General features: G+C 48.1%; 14 protein-coding genes. 4 read left to right on the top strand and 10 right to left on the bottom strand.

The features are described 5' to 3' along the window. Positions 1-170: 170 nt before the first annotated feature. From Q0372_RS04855 to Q0372_RS04815, 9 genes are all read right to left on the bottom strand, one after another. Entirely contained in the window at positions 171-773 is a 603-nt protein-coding gene (locus Q0372_RS04855) for a CDP-alcohol phosphatidyltransferase family protein (RefSeq protein ID WP_297945667.1), read from the bottom strand. Positions 774-1,313: 540 nt separating this feature from the next. Beyond that, positions 1,314-2,354 (bottom strand): DUF3137 domain-containing protein, encoded by a 1,041-nt coding sequence (locus tag Q0372_RS04850; RefSeq protein ID WP_298103263.1) that lies wholly within the window; start codon positions 2,352-2,354, stop codon positions 1,314-1,316. A 127-nt stretch (positions 2,355-2,481) separates the two neighbouring features. Then, positions 2,482-3,060, bottom strand: coding sequence for a phosphoribosylglycinamide formyltransferase (gene purN / locus Q0372_RS04845; protein WP_298103258.1), 579 nt, complete (start codon positions 3,058-3,060; stop codon positions 2,482-2,484). Further along, complete coding sequence (locus Q0372_RS04840) at positions 3,051-4,544, bottom strand: NAD(P)H-hydrate dehydratase (protein WP_298103254.1); 1,494 nt, start codon at positions 4,542-4,544, stop codon at positions 3,051-3,053. The genes purN and Q0372_RS04840 overlap by 10 nt, the downstream gene beginning before the upstream one ends. Next, positions 4,541-6,058, bottom strand: coding sequence for a YifB family Mg chelatase-like AAA ATPase (locus tag Q0372_RS04835; protein ID WP_298103251.1), 1,518 nt, complete (start codon positions 6,056-6,058; stop codon positions 4,541-4,543). The genes Q0372_RS04840 and Q0372_RS04835 overlap by 4 nt, the downstream gene beginning before the upstream one ends. Beyond that, entirely contained in the window at positions 6,055-6,573 is a 519-nt protein-coding gene (gene def, locus Q0372_RS04830) for a peptide deformylase (RefSeq protein ID WP_298103248.1), read from the bottom strand. The genes Q0372_RS04835 and def overlap by 4 nt, the downstream gene beginning before the upstream one ends. Next, positions 6,574-7,158 carry an ATP-dependent Clp endopeptidase proteolytic subunit ClpP gene (gene clpP / locus Q0372_RS04825; protein ID WP_295150849.1) on the bottom strand — a complete coding sequence of 195 codons (585 nt, stop codon included), beginning with the start codon at positions 7,156-7,158 and terminating at the stop codon, positions 6,574-6,576. Further along, positions 7,159-8,472, bottom strand: coding sequence for a trigger factor (gene tig, locus Q0372_RS04820; protein ID WP_298103244.1), 1,314 nt, complete (start codon positions 8,470-8,472; stop codon positions 7,159-7,161). 157 nt (positions 8,473-8,629) lie between these two features. Continuing rightward, the gene (locus tag Q0372_RS04815) at positions 8,630-10,780 is read right to left on the bottom strand and encodes a TonB-dependent siderophore receptor (RefSeq protein WP_298103241.1); all 2,151 of its coding nucleotides are present in this window, start codon (positions 10,778-10,780) and stop codon (positions 8,630-8,632) included. A 187-nt stretch (positions 10,781-10,967) separates the two neighbouring features. Between Q0372_RS04815 and folE the strand changes: the two genes are divergently transcribed. The 4 genes from folE to Q0372_RS04795 all read left to right on the top strand — a co-directional run bounded on the left by folE (position 10,968) and on the right by Q0372_RS04795 (position 15,062). Continuing rightward, entirely contained in the window at positions 10,968-11,552 is a 585-nt protein-coding gene (folE, locus tag Q0372_RS04810; protein WP_298103237.1) for a GTP cyclohydrolase I FolE, read from the top strand. A 111-nt stretch (positions 11,553-11,663) separates the two neighbouring features. Further along, entirely contained in the window at positions 11,664-12,857 is a 1,194-nt protein-coding gene (locus tag Q0372_RS04805; protein ID WP_298103234.1) for a NifS family cysteine desulfurase, read from the top strand. A gap of 10 nt (positions 12,858-12,867) precedes the next feature. Beyond that, positions 12,868-13,869, top strand: coding sequence for an iron-sulfur cluster assembly scaffold protein (locus Q0372_RS04800; RefSeq protein WP_298103231.1), 1,002 nt, complete (start codon positions 12,868-12,870; stop codon positions 13,867-13,869). Positions 13,870-14,273: 404 nt separating this feature from the next. Beyond that, the gene (locus tag Q0372_RS04795; RefSeq protein ID WP_298103228.1) at positions 14,274-15,062 is read left to right on the top strand and encodes a transporter substrate-binding domain-containing protein; all 789 of its coding nucleotides are present in this window, start codon (positions 14,274-14,276) and stop codon (positions 15,060-15,062) included. A 607-nt stretch (positions 15,063-15,669) separates the two neighbouring features. On the opposite strand, the gene Q0372_RS04790 is transcribed toward Q0372_RS04795, so the two are convergent. Next, positions 15,670-16,383, bottom strand: a complete 714-nt coding sequence (locus tag Q0372_RS04790; protein WP_298103223.1) for a rhodanese-like domain-containing protein — start codon at positions 16,381-16,383, stop codon at positions 15,670-15,672. Positions 16,384-16,487: the final 104 nt, after the last annotated feature.

Here is a 16,487-nt window from a genome sequence, read left to right as displayed (position 1 = left end):
TTTATCCTCGCCTCAAAAAATCTCGTAAATTTAAACAAGATCAAATTTATAACTATTGCATGCCCGCGTCGAGGTGAGCTTAAAACTTTTGCAATTATATCAAATTTAGGCGAATTTATCTTGCGTCGATTTTGGAGATAGATATTAAATTTATCCTCGTCCGAAGCTCCTTATTCCCCGCCTTTTAGTCCCATCCTCACGCGGTTTACACAAGTAAGCGCAAGTAAAAATATCGTGGCGTAAAGCACCCAGCTAAACCACTCTGGCAGTCGCCCAAATAGCGCATATACCGTACCGATAAGCCCGAATATAAACGCGCGGTCGCTTTTACCCATAGGTCCGTCGTAGCGTCTACCTCGTCCGTGGATCTGACCTAGCACGCCTAAGAATTCGCTCATAAAAGATAGAAAAATAACGAACGTGATAACGCCCCAGCCAAAAGGTGCGATAAAAGCAAACGGCAGATACAGCGCGGCGTCCGAGATGACGTCCGTAGCTTCGTTTAGATAGCCTCCTAGCGGACTTTTTTGATTAAATTCGCGAGCTAGCATACCGTCGATGGCATTTAGCGCCATACGCAAAAACATCCAAGCGGGCAGCAGAAAAAATAGCGTCGAAACTTCGGCGAATTTTATCAGAAGTCCGCCCAGCAGAACGGAAATGAGGCAGGCTGCGATCGTGACTTGATTTGCGCTGACGCCCGCGCCGTAAAGACGTCTTACTAACGGACGAAGTAAATTTTGAAATTTGGGCTTTAACTCGTAAATCGTCATTGTAGACTCCGAAAATTTGATTTTCGTATTGTTGCTTAAAAATGCTTGGAGGCAGATTAAATGTGTAGCCGGCTTTTTGTATGAGCTTTTTAATCGTCGATTTTTAAAAGCGTTAGGATAGCGAAATAAACATGAAAATATGAGTAAGGTATCTTTTCTATCATTGCCGCGATGGCACTCAATTTTTTTGGTGCGGGTTCGCGACGGTAAAAGTAGCGTTTGCGGCACGATGATAGGCAGCGTGGTAATCTCCATTATGGAAAGCGTACGGTGCAATCATCGCCATATCAGTATCCATCTTCGCTCAATTCCTCTATGCGGGCCGCAAAAATTTATAAATCGCATGGGGTTTCATCGTGATAGATTTCAAACTTTGCTCTCCGCTGCAAATGCAATAAGCCCTGCAGCGAAACACATAAGACCTTGTCGCGAAAATTCTAAATCATAGCGGCGCCGAGCCGGGAATAGTACTTTTAAATTTCAAAATTTCGCGGCGGCGAAAAGCCTCTGTATTTACGGATTTAAGATCAAATTTAAAATTTAATCCTGCCAGATATTTTCGTTTAATTTCAGACTTTTTACGATGGACAGAAAAAATAGAAGCTCGTGCTTGATAGACGCCGCAGGATCAAAGCCAAATACGCTGTGATCCACGCTAGGCTCGAAACTATCGTATCCCGTGCGGATGAAAATATAGACTTTTCTGCCCGAAAAGCTTAAACTGATCGGTCCGCCGGCACTGCTTCTAAAGCGAAGCAAGCGCCGCATAAAGGCGGGTGTGAGGGCATACATTGCAGACACCGCATCGGCGCTATACACGCTAAATGCGGAGCTAAACTCGCTATCGTCCATCGCGATCTTCTTAAGTCCGCTAAGCGTTGGTCTCGCGCTGAGCGAAGGCAAGATCACAGCCACCGAGTTTACGCGCTTTTTAAATTCTGCATAGAAAAAGATCCCCCTGCTGCTACGTCGTTCGTCAGTATGAGTCACGCAAACATCCGCAAAGCTGAAAAATACTCCGTCATAAACGCCGGAAATTTTATCTTCGCAATCAAAATAGCTTATGCCGTCCACAAATAGGCCGCTAGCGCGCAGATACGCCGGCCGAAACGAGCCTGAAATTTCGTAGCGATAACCTAGACTTGCAATATAGGGCGCAATATATTGGTGTTTAAAGGCGCGGACGAATTTTTTGGATCTATTATATTTGATCCGCTCCAGCGCGGCATCTGCGATATTAAACAAAGAAAGGCAGACGGTTACGAGTGCGATGACGAAGCGCAAGGTATCATTCTCGCACATTTCTACGCCTTTGGCAAGCATCCACAGCAAGGTGCAAAAGATAAATACGCGCACTATATTTGCATCTTTATTCACTACTCTAAAAGAGATGCTGCCGCAGCTAAATACCACTATGATCCAGCAGAGGCCTACTGCTGCATTTTGATCTCTAAAATTGAAAAATAGCCACAACGCCGAGGCTAGCACCGCTAGTACTATTATCGAAAACGCCATGCCTTTGCGCTGCTCCGCCTCATCCAGGATGCTAAGTCTTAGTTTTTCTAGTTCGTTTGCGGTCATCTTTATCTTTCTAAATTTAGCTAGCAAATTTTAAAGCTTAGCTTCGAATTCACCCCTAAATTCAAAGGACTAAGATTTAAAATTTACAAAATCCGCGGAATTTCGATCTTTAAATTCTGAGCTAAATTTAGCTTCGGCACAAAATTTCTACGATCACCTGCGGCAATAGCTCATGTTCGATCTCGTGGATTTTGGTCTCGTAAGCTTCAAGGCTCATTCCTGCGCTCTTTTCAAACGCGCGCTGAGCTATGATCGCGCCGCCGTCAAGCTCCTCGCTGACCCAGTGCACGCTCACGCCGCCCACCTTCATATCGCTCTCGAAACTCTCTTTTATCGCGTGCGCACCCTTAAAAAGAGGCAGTAGCGACGGGTGCAAGTTTATCGCGCGAACCCTGCTTGTAAAAACGGGTGTGAGAATTCGCATAAAGCCCGCAAGCACCGTAAGCTCCGCGCCGCTTTTTTCGATCTCGCGTACGAGCGCGGCGTCGAATTCCTCGCGGCTAGCGAAGTCTTTGTGATTTAGGATCACGCTTTTAAGTCCGAATTTTGCGGCTTTTGCGATACCGCCGGCGTCAGCTTTGTTGCTTAGCGTTAGCACGACTTCGATCTTGGTGCCCCCAAAAGTTTTGCCGTGTAGCTTCTGCAAGATCGCCTCTAAATTTGAGCCACCGCCGCTAAAAAGCACGGCAAGCTTTTTCACAACCATTTTACCTCCTCGATGAGATCGAGCGGATTTAGCGCGTAGGAGTTTTTGGCGAAGGCTCGCGCGGCGAGTGCGTGGGCTAGGACGCCGCAGATCGAGGCTTGCAGAGGCGAGTAGTTTTGCGCGAGCAGCCCGCCGATGAGCCCTGCGAGCACGTCGCCGCTGCCGCCCTTTGCGAGCGCGGCGCTACCTTTGTCGCAGACGTAGATGATGCCCGTTTGCGCGATGAGCGTGTTTGCGCCCTTTAGCACGAGCACACCGCTAAATTTCTCGCTCCACGCCCGCGCAAGCTCGAAACGCCGCTCTTGCAGCTCGCTCACGCTAAGATCTGCGATACCTGCGATCTTTAAAAGCGAGCAAAACTCCTTCGGATGGGGCGTTAGGATTAAATTTGAATTGGCGTTTAGTAAGCTTAAAATTTCGCTCTCGTAGCACAGATCGGCGTCGATGACGCAGCTTTTGTCCCGCAGCGCGGCAAGATCGATCTTTTGCTCTCCGAGGCCGCAGCCGCAGACTACCACCCGCGCGGCATTGAATGAGCTTTTTTGCATCAAAATCGGGCTTAAATTTAACGGCCCCTCGCTAACGACGCTAACGAGCCCGCTGCCGATCGCGTGCGCCGCCAGAGCCGCCATCTGCGCCGCTCCGCTCATCTGCCCGCTTACGACGTAGGTGTGCCCGAAGTCGCCCTTGTTGGTGTTTTGCTTCCTGCGTAGCGGCAGCTTCAGATCGCTTTTTTGAAGTAGAAAATATTCGCTTCCCCTTTCAAAATTTGAGCGCGAAATTCCAAGATTTGCGACCTTGATCTGCCCTACATAATCTTTCGCGCCGTCCGAAAACAGCGCGAGCTTGAGCGCTCCCATCGCGATCGTCAAATCCGCGCAAAACGCACCGCCTAAAACGCGCCCGCTCTTATCGATGCCGCTTGGGATATCGACTGCGATTTTTAGGGATTTTGCGCTATTTGCGAGAGATAAAATTTCACAAATTTCAGAGCTTAAGGCTTTGTTTAAACCGCTGCCGAAAACCCCGTCGATTATGCAGTCTGCGCTTGTAATCTCATCGCGCAGGACGCTCGGCCTGCCGCATTCGCCGCCGTACCCTGCGCTTTCATGCACGCAAGCATCCTTGCTAGATGCGCCTTCTACGTGCCCACAATCGTCTTTTGCGCTTGCGATGTCGATCAGCCTAACACCCGCAGCCCGCGCCGCATCCGCTTGAAACTTGCCCGCCGCGCTTCTGTTTTGAAGCACGCAAAGCGCCGTGCAGCTAAAATCGCCGCTTAGCTTTCGCAGCGCCGCCATCGCGTCCGCGCCGTTATTTCCGCCGCCGCAAAGCGCCAAAATGTGCGAACCCTTTTTGAGCCGCTTTCTGATCTCGCGCTCGATCCTGCCTGCGGCGTTTTCCATTAAAATTTGCTCGCCAAGTCCAAATTTCGCACTTGCTCGCGCATCGAGCTCCTCGGTGCTAAAGAAAATTTTTTTCAAATTTCGCTCCTTATTCGAAAGCTAAGAGCTTCCAAAATATGCGCCTTGGCGATGATCTCGGCGCCTGCTAGATCGGCGATCGTGCGCGCAAGCTTTAGCGTCTTATTTACGCCGCGTTGCGAAAGGTCGTAGCGGGTGATCGCCGTTTGCAAAACCTCCCGTGCAGCGCTTTCACAGACGCAAAATTTTTCGATATCCTCGTCGCGCAGCTTTGCGTTTAGCTCGCTCTGTCCGCGAGCCTTTTGCGCGCGAAACGCCCGCAGCACCGCATCTGCCATCTCCTCGCTGCAAACGTCGCTTCTGTCGTCCGCGCCAGTTTCGTCCATCGCGACGTATATGTCGATGCGATCGAGCAGTGGCGCGGAGATCGTGTTTTTGTAGCGCCTGATATCGTTTAACGAGCAGGTGCAGGTGAGGTTTTTGGAGAATAGATTTCCGCACGGGCAGGGATTTTGCGCCGCGACGAAGATAAATTTCGTTTGGTATTCGACTTTGGAATTTACGCGCGAAATCAAAATTCTATTATCCTCCAGCGGCTCGCGCAGGCTTTCTAAAATTTGCTTGCCGAAGTGCGGCAGCTCGTCGAAAAACAGCTCGCCACCGTTTGCGAGCGCGACCTCGCCGATCTTTGCGCCGCTACTGCCGCCGCCGAAAATCGAGCTGCGCGTGCTGGTGTGGTGCGGCGAGCGGAAGGGGCGCAGCGCGCTGAAATCGACGTCTTTGTTATTTAGCGACTCGTAGGCGCACGAGAGCAGCACTTCGCCCAGGCTCTGCGGAGGCAGAATTCTGGCTATCCGCTTGGCGCACATACTTTTGCCACAGCCGGGGCTGCCCTCAAATAGGATATTGTGCATGCCGCATGCGGCGATCAGGCTCGCGCGTTTGGCGCGCTTTTGCCCTTTGACGTCTTTGAAATCGAGCGAAAAATCGCGGTTGGGGACGTAAATTTGCCCGTCAATCTCCACGACGTTTTTAAAAAGCGGATGGGTTTCTCGCATGAGCCTGCTTGCGGCGAACTCCTCGTCTAAAAAAAATCTGACCGCGTCGCTTAGGCTACCCACGGCATAAACGTCGTAGTTTGGGATCGTGCAGGCCTTTAGAGCGATGCTTTGCGGCACCAAAATTTTAGCGCGCTTCACCTTCGTGCTTAAAAAAAGCAGAATCGAAAAGAGGCTCGCCGTGCTCTTTAAACTGCCGTCTAAACCGAGCTCGCCGAAGACAAAGAAATCGCCGTCGATGCGCTCTTTTTGCAGCGCGATGAGAAGCGCGATCGCAAGATCGAAGTGCGAGCCGTTTTTGGGCGTGTCGGAGGGGGAGAGATTTATGATGATTTTGGAGGCGGGAAATTTAAAATTTAAGCTCACAAGCGCCGCTTTTACGCGGCTTTCACTCTCTTTTATCGTAGCGCCCGCAAGGCCAACGATATTAAATCCCGGCAGCCCACGCACGAATGTCGACTCGACCTCTACGGGGATCAATGCATCCGTGAAGGCAGCGCATTTTAGGGACTTCATTTCGATTTTTCTTTTAGGCTTTTTTTGAATTCTTTATCAAATTTTTTGCGTTTATTGTATCCGATGCGCTCGATGAAAAGATGTCCGTCGAGATGATCCATCTCGTGCTGGATACAGACGGCTAGCAGCTCGCTAGCGTCCATTTGCTGGGTATTGCCGGCGCGGTCTTGAAACTGCACTGTGATAAACTCGGCGCGCGTGACGTCCTCATAAAAACCCGGCACCGAGAGGCAGCCCTCCTGGTAAACGACCTCACCTTCCTTTTTTAAAATTTGCGGATTGATGATCTCGATGAGGTCGTTTTTGTCTTGGATCTTTTCCTCATTGGCTAAATTTATAATCAAAGCGCGCACGGGCTTGCCTACCTGGATGGCGGCAAGGCCTATGCCGTTTTTTGCGATCATCGTCTCATACATATCGTCTAAAAGCGTGCCCAGCGCCGCGTCGAATTTCACGACCTCCATAGATCTTTGATAAAGCTTTTTATTCGGATAGGTAAGGACATCCAGGATCATCTATTTAAAGCTCTTTTGAAGTACTTGATCGATCAGCCCGTATTGCACGGCATCCTCGGCGCTCATAAAAAAGTCGCGATCGGTGTCCTTTTCGACCTGCGCGAGATCTTTGCCGGAATTTTGCGAAAGGATGTTATTTAAAATTTCTTTCATTCGTAAAATTTCTTTGGCTTGGATCTCGATGTCGGTAGCTTGGCCCTGCGCGCCGCCGAGGGGCTGGTGGATCATTATGCGCGAGTTTGGAAGCGCGTAGCGCTTGCCTTTGGCGCCGCAGCTTAGCAAAAACGCCCCCATCGACGCCGCTTGACCGATACAGATCGTGCTCACGTCTGGTTTGATGTAATTCATCGTGTCATAAATGCTAAATCCGCTCGTAACTACGCCGCCCGGGGAGTTGATGTATAGATAGATATCCTTATCCGGATCCTCCGCCTCCAAAAACAGAAGCTGCGCGACGATCGAGCTTGCCACCGCGTCGTCGATCTCGCCGCTAAGCATTACGATACGGTCTTTTAGCAGCCTCGAGTAGATGTCGTAGCTGCGCTCTCCGCGACTAGTTTGTTCGATAACGTAAGGAATCACCATCTATTCGCCCTTCTCTTCTTTTTTGCCCTGCTTTGAGAAAATATCGTTAAATAGCTTTTCCTCTATAAGTGCCATTTTGACGGCCGGTAGCATACCGTTGTTGCGGTATCTATTTAGATGCTCCTTCGGATCGGCGCCGTAGGTGTAGGCCTCCATATAGACCGCCTGAACGAGCTCCTGATCGCTCACGTCGATCTTGCGCTTTTTGGCTAGCTCGTCGATTAAGAAGGTAAGTTTTACGCTGTTTTCGGCAGCCTTTCTAAACTCTTCGCGCTTTTTATCCAGGGCGTCTTTATTGTTTTTAAATTCCTCGATCTGCTCTTTTGAAAAGCCGCTCCAGGCGTTGTTAAATTGCAAATTAATCTCTTGCTCGACGATCGCTTTTGGAAGCGCGAAGTTAAATTTCTCGGCGAGCGCGTCGGCAAATTTAGGCTTTAGATCCTCATTTATTAACTTTTGAAGCTTATCGTTTTTGATGCGCTCTTTGATGCGTGCTTCAAATTTCTCCTTGCTCGGCTCCGCTTCTCCCGGAAGCGCTTGCTTTAGCTCCTCTTCGCCGAGCTCTTTGGCAGGTTTTTTAGCTTGAATTTCGTGAAGCTTGACTTTAAAAATCGCGTCCTTGCCGGCTAAGCTTTTCGCGCCGTAATCTTGCGGGAATTTAACCGCCACGTCGCGCTCCTCGCCCACTCTAAGTCCGATCATACCGTCTTCAAAGCCAGGGATGAATTGATTTGAGCCGATCTGAAGGACGTAGTCCTGCGCCTTGCCGCCGTCGAATGGCTTGCCGTCCACGAAGCCTTCGAAGTCGAATTTCGCAAAATCGTCTTTGGCTAGAATTTTTTTGTTGGTTTTAGAAAGCGGCGCGATCATCTGCAAAAATTCCGCCACTTTCTCGTCGATCTCTTTTTGAGTAACGCGCGGACTGCTAAATTTCGGGATCAGCTCCTCGTAGCTCTCGACGCTAACCTCGGGTCTGAAAGAAATTTCGATCTCAACGTCGATGTCGCCTTCTTTTTCGTCAAATTTAGAAAAGACCGGCTCGGATAAAATTTCCTCCTGTTTTTTCTTTAAAATTTTAAGAGACTGATCGATCATATCTTTAAGAAGTTCCTGCTTTGCATCGCCCTCAAGCTGTTTGCCGTATCGCTTCAAAACCACCGCGGTAGGCACTTTGCCCTGTCTAAATCCGTCGATTTTTAGCTGCTTGGAGGCCTTTTTGGCTAGCTCTTCTACTTTGGCTGCGATCTGCTTTGCTTCGATCTTGCTCGCAGCGACCGCATTCGCGGCGTCTTTCATTTTTGCTTTTACTTCCATAAAATTCCTTTAGAAAATTTAAAAATAGCTCGTAATATATCAAAAAATTTCTTATTTAAAGTATAAATTTCCAAAATTTGCCGAGCCTAAGCGGTTTGTATTTATCAAAATCTCAAAATTTTAAAAGCCTGCCTTAAAATTTAAAGCGGGCTTGAGGTTAAAATTTTACCGATATGTTAAACATAAACTGCCGCGCGTAGCCCATTTGAATAGGTATCACGCTCGTGGTTGTGCCGGTTGAGGACGAGGTATAGTATTTTTTGTCAGTCAAATTTTTGACGTTGAACGAAAAATTCGTATCATAGCCCGAAATTTTAGTATCGTAGCTCACGAAGGCGTCATAAACTACGGCGTGAGGCAGCTTAAACGCCGTTCCTGCGGGCACGCTCGGTAGGTTCGTGCGCATATAGTAGGTGTACCACGAGCCGAAGTATCGCGCGCCGCCGCCGAGCCTAAGCCCCTTTGCGCCTAGATGTGCGAAATAGTAGTTGGCAAATAGGCTTGCTTGATGCTTCGGCGTCGCTTCCAGCGGTTTGCCGATTAGCACCGCAAAAGCGCCATCGTCCTCACGCACTCTCGTTTTGGTATATGCATAGCTTGCCGACATGCTAAGCCCCTGCGTCACGCGTCCGTTTATATCGAGCTCAAATCCTCGCGAGCGAGCCTTACCGATCGTCTCGCTTATATTATTTACCGTTCGCAGGATGTTTCTTTTATCGATATTAAACACCGCCGCGCCCGCAGTGACGCGATCGTTTTGAAATTTAGTGCCGAGCTCTACGGATTTGCCTTCCTCCGGCTTTAGATCGCCGCCTATCGCCTCGCCTATGGACATCGGCGGCGTGAAGCTTTGCGCGTAGTTAGTATATACCGACCACTGCGGGCTTAACAGGTACAAAAGCCCGCCCTGATAGGTCGTAGCGGCCTTTTTCTGATCGGTGTTGTTCGGTCCTTGCCAGCTTTGTTTGGCTATTTGATCGTAAAATTCCCTACGCACGCCCAAAGAAAGTATTAGCTCGTCGGTTAAATTTATATTATCTTGCGTGTAAAGCCCGATCGTTCTTAGTTTTTGATATTGTATTTTTGGCTCTCTATCGTTCGTTAAGACGGCGCCCGAAGCGGTCTGCCCGGTAAGCATATTGATGCGTCCTGCGGTGCCTTTTAGCGCGCCCGGACGGTATCTGTAGTAGTTTTTGTAATCCGTGCCGAAAAGGACGTCGTGCTTAAGCGGACCCGTTTCAAATTTGCCGTTTAGCGTGATGCTTGCTGCGTGCGTGCGGTGTATGAAATTATCGTAGTAGTTATACGATCGCGTCGTGCCGGTAAGGCCTTGGGGCGTGAATGGATTGTTCGGACGGACGTAGCCGTATTCGTGCTTGCTGCGCGAGAAAGCATAGGCGCCTTTTAATATCCAATCCTCGTTAAATTCCTTCTCAAAGCCGAAATCAACCGTATCGAGCTTGCTTTGTAGTTTATTTACCGGCTCGTCGAAGCGGACTTTGCCGCTGCCGTAAATTTTACCCGTACTCGGCACCAAAAATGCGCCGCGATCTACAGGATCGGTAGAGCGGCTATGGGTATAGCCTAAGTTTATCGAATAATCGTCTTCTTGATACGCAAGCGACGGCGCAAAGAGCGTGTTTTTTATACCGCCGAAATTTCGCCAATAATCCTTCGCGTAGTAATCGAATATAAATCTATACGCAAAGCCGCTATCTGCAATCGGTCCCGTAGTATCAAATCCCGCGTCCCAATAGTTGCGGTTGCCTAGCCCGCCACAAATTTCATTTATAAACTCATACTGCGGCTTTTTGGTTACCATGTTTATGACGCCGCCCGGTTGCTGCGCGCCGTAGAGCATGCTCGCGGGCCCTTTTAGAACCTCGACGGATTGAATAGTTTTATTGTAGTTGTGCATCACGGTGCCAGGCACGCCGTTGCGCATAATCGAGCCGTCGCGACCCTCGCCGAAGCCGCGCTTAATGATCGCATCGAAAATATTTCCCGTCGTATTTGCATAGCTTATGCCGCTTACGTTTTGCAGCGATTCGGCTAGGGTCTCTGGCTTTTTGTCCTTTAGATGCTGCTGCGTTACGACGTTTACGGTCTGCGGAATTTCTAAAATTCTCTTAGTCGTCTTGCCGATCTCGCTGCGTACGGCGCGGTAACCGTCGTCGTTATTCGCCCATTCTACGACCTCGATATCGCCTAGGTTTTCGCCCGAGGCGGAGCTTGCCGCGGCGTTTTGTTCGGCGCAAGCAAAGGAAAAAAGCGCCAAAGCCGCGCCAAAACTCATCTTAAATTTCATTACCGAACTCCTTTTAGATAAGGCTTATCGAAACGGCGGATTTTAAACAAAAATTTCTTAAATTTAAATATATTATCATTAACATAATGAGATTGATAAAATTTCGCGCGGAATTTTAAAATTTATCAGCGTTATAAAAGGCGTTTTTGAGTAATATCGCGCATCGATCTTTAAGGAATTGCTAAAAATGGACGAAAAAAGCCGAGCTAAATTTGAAAACTGCGTGTCGCAGATGCTTGAAATTTTAGGCGAGGATCCGAAGCGCGACGGACTCGTAAAGACGCCCGAGCGCGTAGCTAAAGCCTATGAGTTTCTAACTAGTGGCTACGAGCTGGACCCAAAAGAAATTTTAAACGACGCGCTGTTTGAGAGCAGCAACAATGAGATGGTTTTGATAAAAGATATAGAATTTTATAGTCTCTGCGAGCACCATCTGCTGCCGATTATAGGGCGTGCGCACGTCGCGTATATCCCGAATAAAAAGGTCGTGGGGCTTAGTAAAATTCCGCGTATGGTAAATATTTTCGCGCGCAGGCTGCAGATCCAAGAGCAGCTTACCGAGCAGATCGCAAGCGCTATCCAAGAGGTGATCCATCCGCTCGGCGTGGGCGTGGTGCTGCAAGCGCGGCACATGTGCATAGAAATGCGCGGCGTGCAAAAGATCAACTCGACCACGACTACGTCGGCACTTAGGGGGCTTTTTATCAGCCGAAACGACACGCGTAAGGAATTTTTCGATCTGATCAACTCCCCGAAAACTTTTGGTTTTTAAAACGGCAAGCGTTAAAGAAAAATTTAGCAATTATGTTATATTATCGTGCGAAATTGATAAAAGAGCGAAATTGTCTGATTAAATTTCAGACAAATTTTAGAAAGGAATTTTATGCAGCGCGTTTATTTGGATAATAACGCCACTACGATGGTCGATCCCGAAGTTTTTGAGGAGATGAAGCCGTTTTTTTGCGATAAATACGGCAATCCAAACTCCCTTCACAGCTTCGGCAGCGAGACCCACCCCGCGCTAAGAGCCGCGATGGATAGGCTCTATGCGGGGCTTGGCGCTGCGGATGCGGACGATATCGTCATCACGAGCTGTGCGACCGAGAGCAATAACTGGGTTTTAAAAGGAATTTACTACGATAAAATTCTAACCGGCGAGAAGGATAATATCATCATAAGCTCCGTCGAGCACCCTGCAATCAGCGCGACCTGTGCTTTTTTAGAAAAAATTTGCGGCGTAAAGATTACTCGCCTGGGCGTCGATAAAGACGGACTAATCGATCTTGACGAGCTTAGCGAAAAGATCAACGACAAAACTGCGCTTGTTAGCGTGATGTGGGCAAATAACGAAACCGGCACGATCTTCCCCGTAAAAAAAATCGCACAAATCGCACACGAGCATGGCGCGCTATATCATGCCGACGCGGTGCAGGCCGTAGGTAAGATAAAGGTAAATGTGCGCGATGCGGATGTGGATTTTTTAAGCCTTTCCGGGCATAAATTTCACGCTCCAAAGGGGGTTGGCGCGCTTTATATCAAAGATAGCAAGCCGCTTACGAGCCTGCTTCACGGCGGCGAGCACATGGGCGGACGCCGCAGCGGCACGCTAAATGTCGCGGGAATAGTGGGGCTAGGTAAAGCTTTGGAGCTAGCGAATAAATTTATGGATTTTGAGCGCACTCAGGTAAGCAGGCTGCGCGATAAGCTGGAGGATGCGCTTTTGCAAATTCCAAACGTTAGCGTCGTGGGTGATCGCAGCATCCGCGTGCCAAACACCATCCTCGCCTCGATCCAAGGCGTCGAGGGAGAGGCGATGCTGTGGGATTTAAATAAAGCGGGTATTGCCGCTTCTACCGGTTCTGCATGTGCGAGCGAGGCGCTCGAAAATAACCCAATCATGGAAGCGATCGGCGCGGATAAGGAGCTAGCGCATACGGCGCTAAGGCTTTCGCTGTCGCGCTTTACGACGGAGGCGGAGATCGATTACGCGATCGAGCATATAGGCAAAGCCGTCGCCCGTCTGCGCGGCATTTCAAGCACGTTTGCTTATGCGCCGCAAGGTTATGAGAAGAAATAAAGGATAAAAAATGGCAAAAAATAGTTTGATAAACGGCTCGATCTGGGAGCAATACTCGCAAAAAGTGCAGGAGCGTATGAATAATCCTCGCTATATGGGTGAGATCACCGAGGAGGAAGCAAAGGCTAGGGGCGGCAAGCTCGTGGTCGCGGACTTCGGCGCCGAGAGCTGCGGCGATGCGGTGCGGTTATATTGGCTAATAGATCCTAAAACCGATAGAATTTTAGACGCTAAATTTAAAAGCTTCGGCTGCGGCACGGCGATTGCGAGTTCGGACACGATGGCTGAGCTTTGTATCGGAAAGACCGTCGATCAAGCGGTAAAGATTACAAATTTAGACGTAGAGCACGCGATGCGCGATAATCCCGATGAACCTGCCGTACCGCCGCAAAAGATGCACTGCTCGGTCATGGCATACGATGTCATCAAGCAGGCTGCAGCGAATTATAAGGGCGTCGATCCCGCGCATTTCGAGGATGAGATCATCGTGTGCGACTGCGCGCGCGTAAGCCTCGGCACGATCAAAGAGGTGATCCGCCTAAACGATCTTCATACGGTTGAAGAGATCACGCAATACACCAAAGCGGGCGCGTTTTGTAAATCCTGCGTGCGCCCGGGCGGACACGAGGAGAAGGATTACTATCTGGTCGATATTTTAAAGCAAACCAGAGAGGAGATGGAGCGAGAGAGACTTCAAGCTCAAGCCGAGGCGAGTGCCGCTAATAACGTGAAAGCGGGAGCGGAGATGAGCTTTGAGCAGTTAAATTTGATCGGTAAATTTAAAGCGGTCGAAGGGGTGCTTGACGAGGATATCCGCCCGATGCTTCAGATGGACGGCGGCAATCTCGACGTCATCGACATTAGGCCTGCAGACGACGGCAAAACGGATATCTATATCCGCTACCTAGGCGCTTGCAGCGGCTGCGCCAGCGGTGCGAGCGGCACATTATACGCGATCGAAAATGTTTTGCAAGAAAACCTTAGCCCAAACATCCGCGTAATGCCGATCTAGGGCTATTACTGCTACGTTTGCATCTTAGCTTAGTCTTACGAAATTTTAAGAGCTTAAGCTTCTGCGCAACAGCGGAGCTAAATTTCGCCCCTTAGCTAAATTCGCAATTAGACGCTAAATCTGCGTAGAATTTCGCCGTTTGCTTTTAAGAATATCGTAAATTTCGCTAAGGTTTTCTAACGTGAAATCCATCCGTAAAATTTTGTTTATAAATTTAATTAAAAGCTTTTTCGCTCGTGTAAGTTTTTTTATGAGATTTCATTTGTAAATTAAACATAGAATTTCTCCGCGAATTTCATCTTTTCATAAATTTAGATGAAAATGCGCCATAAATCGCAGAATTTTAGCTGGCTATAATTTCTTTTTATTATAATTGCGCCTTATTTCAACTAAAAGGGGAGCAAATGAAAGTATTTGTTTTGGCGGCTCTACTACTTGGTTTTCTATCTGCAAATTCTTTGGATCAGATCAAAAAAGATAGGCTCGTTCGCATCGGTGTATATAACGATCAGCCGCCGTTTAGTGCGCTCGTAGACGGCAAATACAGGGGATTTGAGATTGCTCTTGGCGAGAAGCTCGGTAAGGAGATTTTCGGCGATAATCCTGGCAAGGTAAAATTTATCCCGATCACGGCTTCAAGACGCATTAGCGCTTTACAGCGCAATGAAGCGGATATGGTGATTGCGACCTTTACTCCTACGCCCACGCGAGCGAAAAAAGTAGATTTTTCGGAGCCTTATTTTAAGGTGCAGGTAGGTGTGCTAGCCAAAAAAGACGAAAATATCACGAGCTTCGATCAACTCCACAAAAAGAGGATTTTCGTCATCAAACACTCTCCTATTCACAATTTCTTACGCAAAGCTGGCTTTAGAAAGAATTTGAATTTCTGCGCCAGCTCGGCTAAATGCTACCGCGCTTTCAAAAGGGCGAAAAATGCCGTGCATGTCGATGATAACCTAATCCTGCACGCATACGCAATCATCGATAATAAAACGCAGGTTGCTTTGGATGGTCTAGGTAAGCAAACTTACAACGCAATCGCCGTGCAGAAGGGCAATAATGCGCTGCTAGAGCTAATCAATACATCTTTAGCAGGACTAAAAAAAGATGGATTTTTGGATAAGACCTTTGATGATACGCTCGGGATTTTTTATCATGGCACGATCGATAAGAAGGAATTCTTGGTTGAATAAAATTTCGTGCAGAATTTAATTCGTGCGTTTGATTCCCGCGTAAAATTCGATTCATTGTAATGACGGAGTTAAAAAATACGTTGCGGGCTTAATTTGCTTTTAGAATTCTGTCTTGATTTTGCTTACCTCTCCTAAAGCACAAATTTATCGAAATTGGTGAGGCTATTTAAAACGCGCGCACCACTAGCGCGAAATTCCATTTTCGGAAGTAAAATTTTTAAGCGATTCGGCTGCATTTAAAATTTACGCAACTTTTATAGAGTCTGTTTCAATTTTGCGTTTCACAAAACCCGCGCTAGCTTGTAAATTTCTATTTTTCAGCTCCAAATACCTGCTCCGTCGCTACAACTTTATGATTTAAATTTCAAAAATCCTCTAAAAGGAGTTAAACCTCCAAGCGCTATTGCCGCCTCGGTATGGAGGAGCCAAAATTTCACTTTGTATCAAAGGCAAATCTTATGCAAAGTAGGCGCTAATGAGCAGGCGGAGCAAATAATTTCAAATTTAGCGGTATCTGTCTTATCAGGTGCCGCGAAGCTGCATATCACAAAGACGCGGCGAATACAAAGAATGGTCGTAAAATTTTACCCCAAGAGCCAATCTTGATTTATTTCACTAGCTCGTAATTATACTCTTTCGTGCCGTCGAGTAGATTTGTGACGTTGTAGCCTCGCTCGTTTAGGGCTTTGGCGAGCTTGGCGCTGCGGTTGCCGCTGTAACAATGTGTGATCATCTTTTTGTCTTTGTTGGCCTCAAGCACGTCCTTGTAATTTTCTAAAGGCTCGCCGTATGGGATATTTATCGCGCCTTTCATATGCCCCGCGTCGTAGTCCTGCTTCTGCCTAGCGTCGATGATCAGCACGTTTGGATCATTTGCTATTTTCAAAAACCCCTCCGCGTTTATGCTGCCGACTTTATACAGCTCATAGTCGTATTGCTTCACGCCGGGCGCATTCATAAGCACATTGAACCCCTTTTGTTTAAGCAGATCAAGCGCTTTGCCGCTGCGATTGCCCGTATTGCAATAAAGCACGACGTTTTTATCCTTGTAGGCGTTTATCTCATCCAGCCTGCTTTCAAGCTCTCCAAGCGGGATATTAATCGCGTGCTTTATGTGGCCTGCAGCGTACTCATCCGCGCTTCTGACGTCGATGACTAGATAATTTTCTTTCGCCCTATTGTCCTCCTCTATCGCCGATAGTGCTGCGCCGCTTATGGCGTAGCCGTTAGGTTGCTGCGTCTCGGCGCCGCAAGTCGCAAAAGATCCCAATGCTGCCAGCAAAACCGCGCTTTTTAAAATTTTGTGAGAAATAAATTTCATATGTTTCCTTTGAATTTTAGCTTTTAAAGCGGGAGATTATATCAAAAAATTTAGCTAAATAGTGTGAATTTGTGCGGAATGTGATAGGTTATGCTGATACGGAT

The organism is uncultured Campylobacter sp. (assembly GCF_937997405.1).
GTDB lineage: Bacteria > Campylobacterota > Campylobacteria > Campylobacterales > Campylobacteraceae > Campylobacter_B.
This window is presented reverse-complemented; position numbering and strand designations above follow the sequence as displayed.

Coding starts and splice junctions, on each gene's coding strand:
- Q0372_RS04855 (WP_297945667.1), bottom strand. CDS start 773: ATGACGATTTACGAGTTAAAGCCCAAATTTCAAAATTTACTTCGTCCG.
- Q0372_RS04850 (WP_298103263.1), bottom strand. CDS start 2,354: ATGACCGCAAACGAACTAGAAAAACTAAGACTTAGCATCCTGGATGAG.
- purN (WP_298103258.1), bottom strand. CDS start 3,060: ATGGTTGTGAAAAAGCTTGCCGTGCTTTTTAGCGGCGGTGGCTCAAAT.
- Q0372_RS04835 (WP_298103251.1), bottom strand. CDS start 6,058: ATGAAGTCCCTAAAATGCGCTGCCTTCACGGATGCATTGATCCCCGTA.
- def (WP_298103248.1), bottom strand. CDS start 6,573: ATGATCCTGGATGTCCTTACCTATCCGAATAAAAAGCTTTATCAAAGA.
- clpP (WP_295150849.1), bottom strand. CDS start 7,158: ATGGTGATTCCTTACGTTATCGAACAAACTAGTCGCGGAGAGCGCAGC.
- tig (WP_298103244.1), bottom strand. CDS start 8,472: ATGGAAGTAAAAGCAAAAATGAAAGACGCCGCGAATGCGGTCGCTGCG.
- Q0372_RS04815 (WP_298103241.1), bottom strand. CDS start 10,780: ATGAAATTTAAGATGAGTTTTGGCGCGGCTTTGGCGCTTTTTTCCTTT.
- folE (WP_298103237.1), top strand. CDS start 10,968: ATGGACGAAAAAAGCCGAGCTAAATTTGAAAACTGCGTGTCGCAGATG.
- Q0372_RS04805 (WP_298103234.1), top strand. CDS start 11,664: ATGCAGCGCGTTTATTTGGATAATAACGCCACTACGATGGTCGATCCC.
- Q0372_RS04800 (WP_298103231.1), top strand. CDS start 12,868: ATGGCAAAAAATAGTTTGATAAACGGCTCGATCTGGGAGCAATACTCG.
- Q0372_RS04795 (WP_298103228.1), top strand. CDS start 14,274: ATGAAAGTATTTGTTTTGGCGGCTCTACTACTTGGTTTTCTATCTGCA.
- Q0372_RS04790 (WP_298103223.1), bottom strand. CDS start 16,383: ATGAAATTTATTTCTCACAAAATTTTAAAAAGCGCGGTTTTGCTGGCA.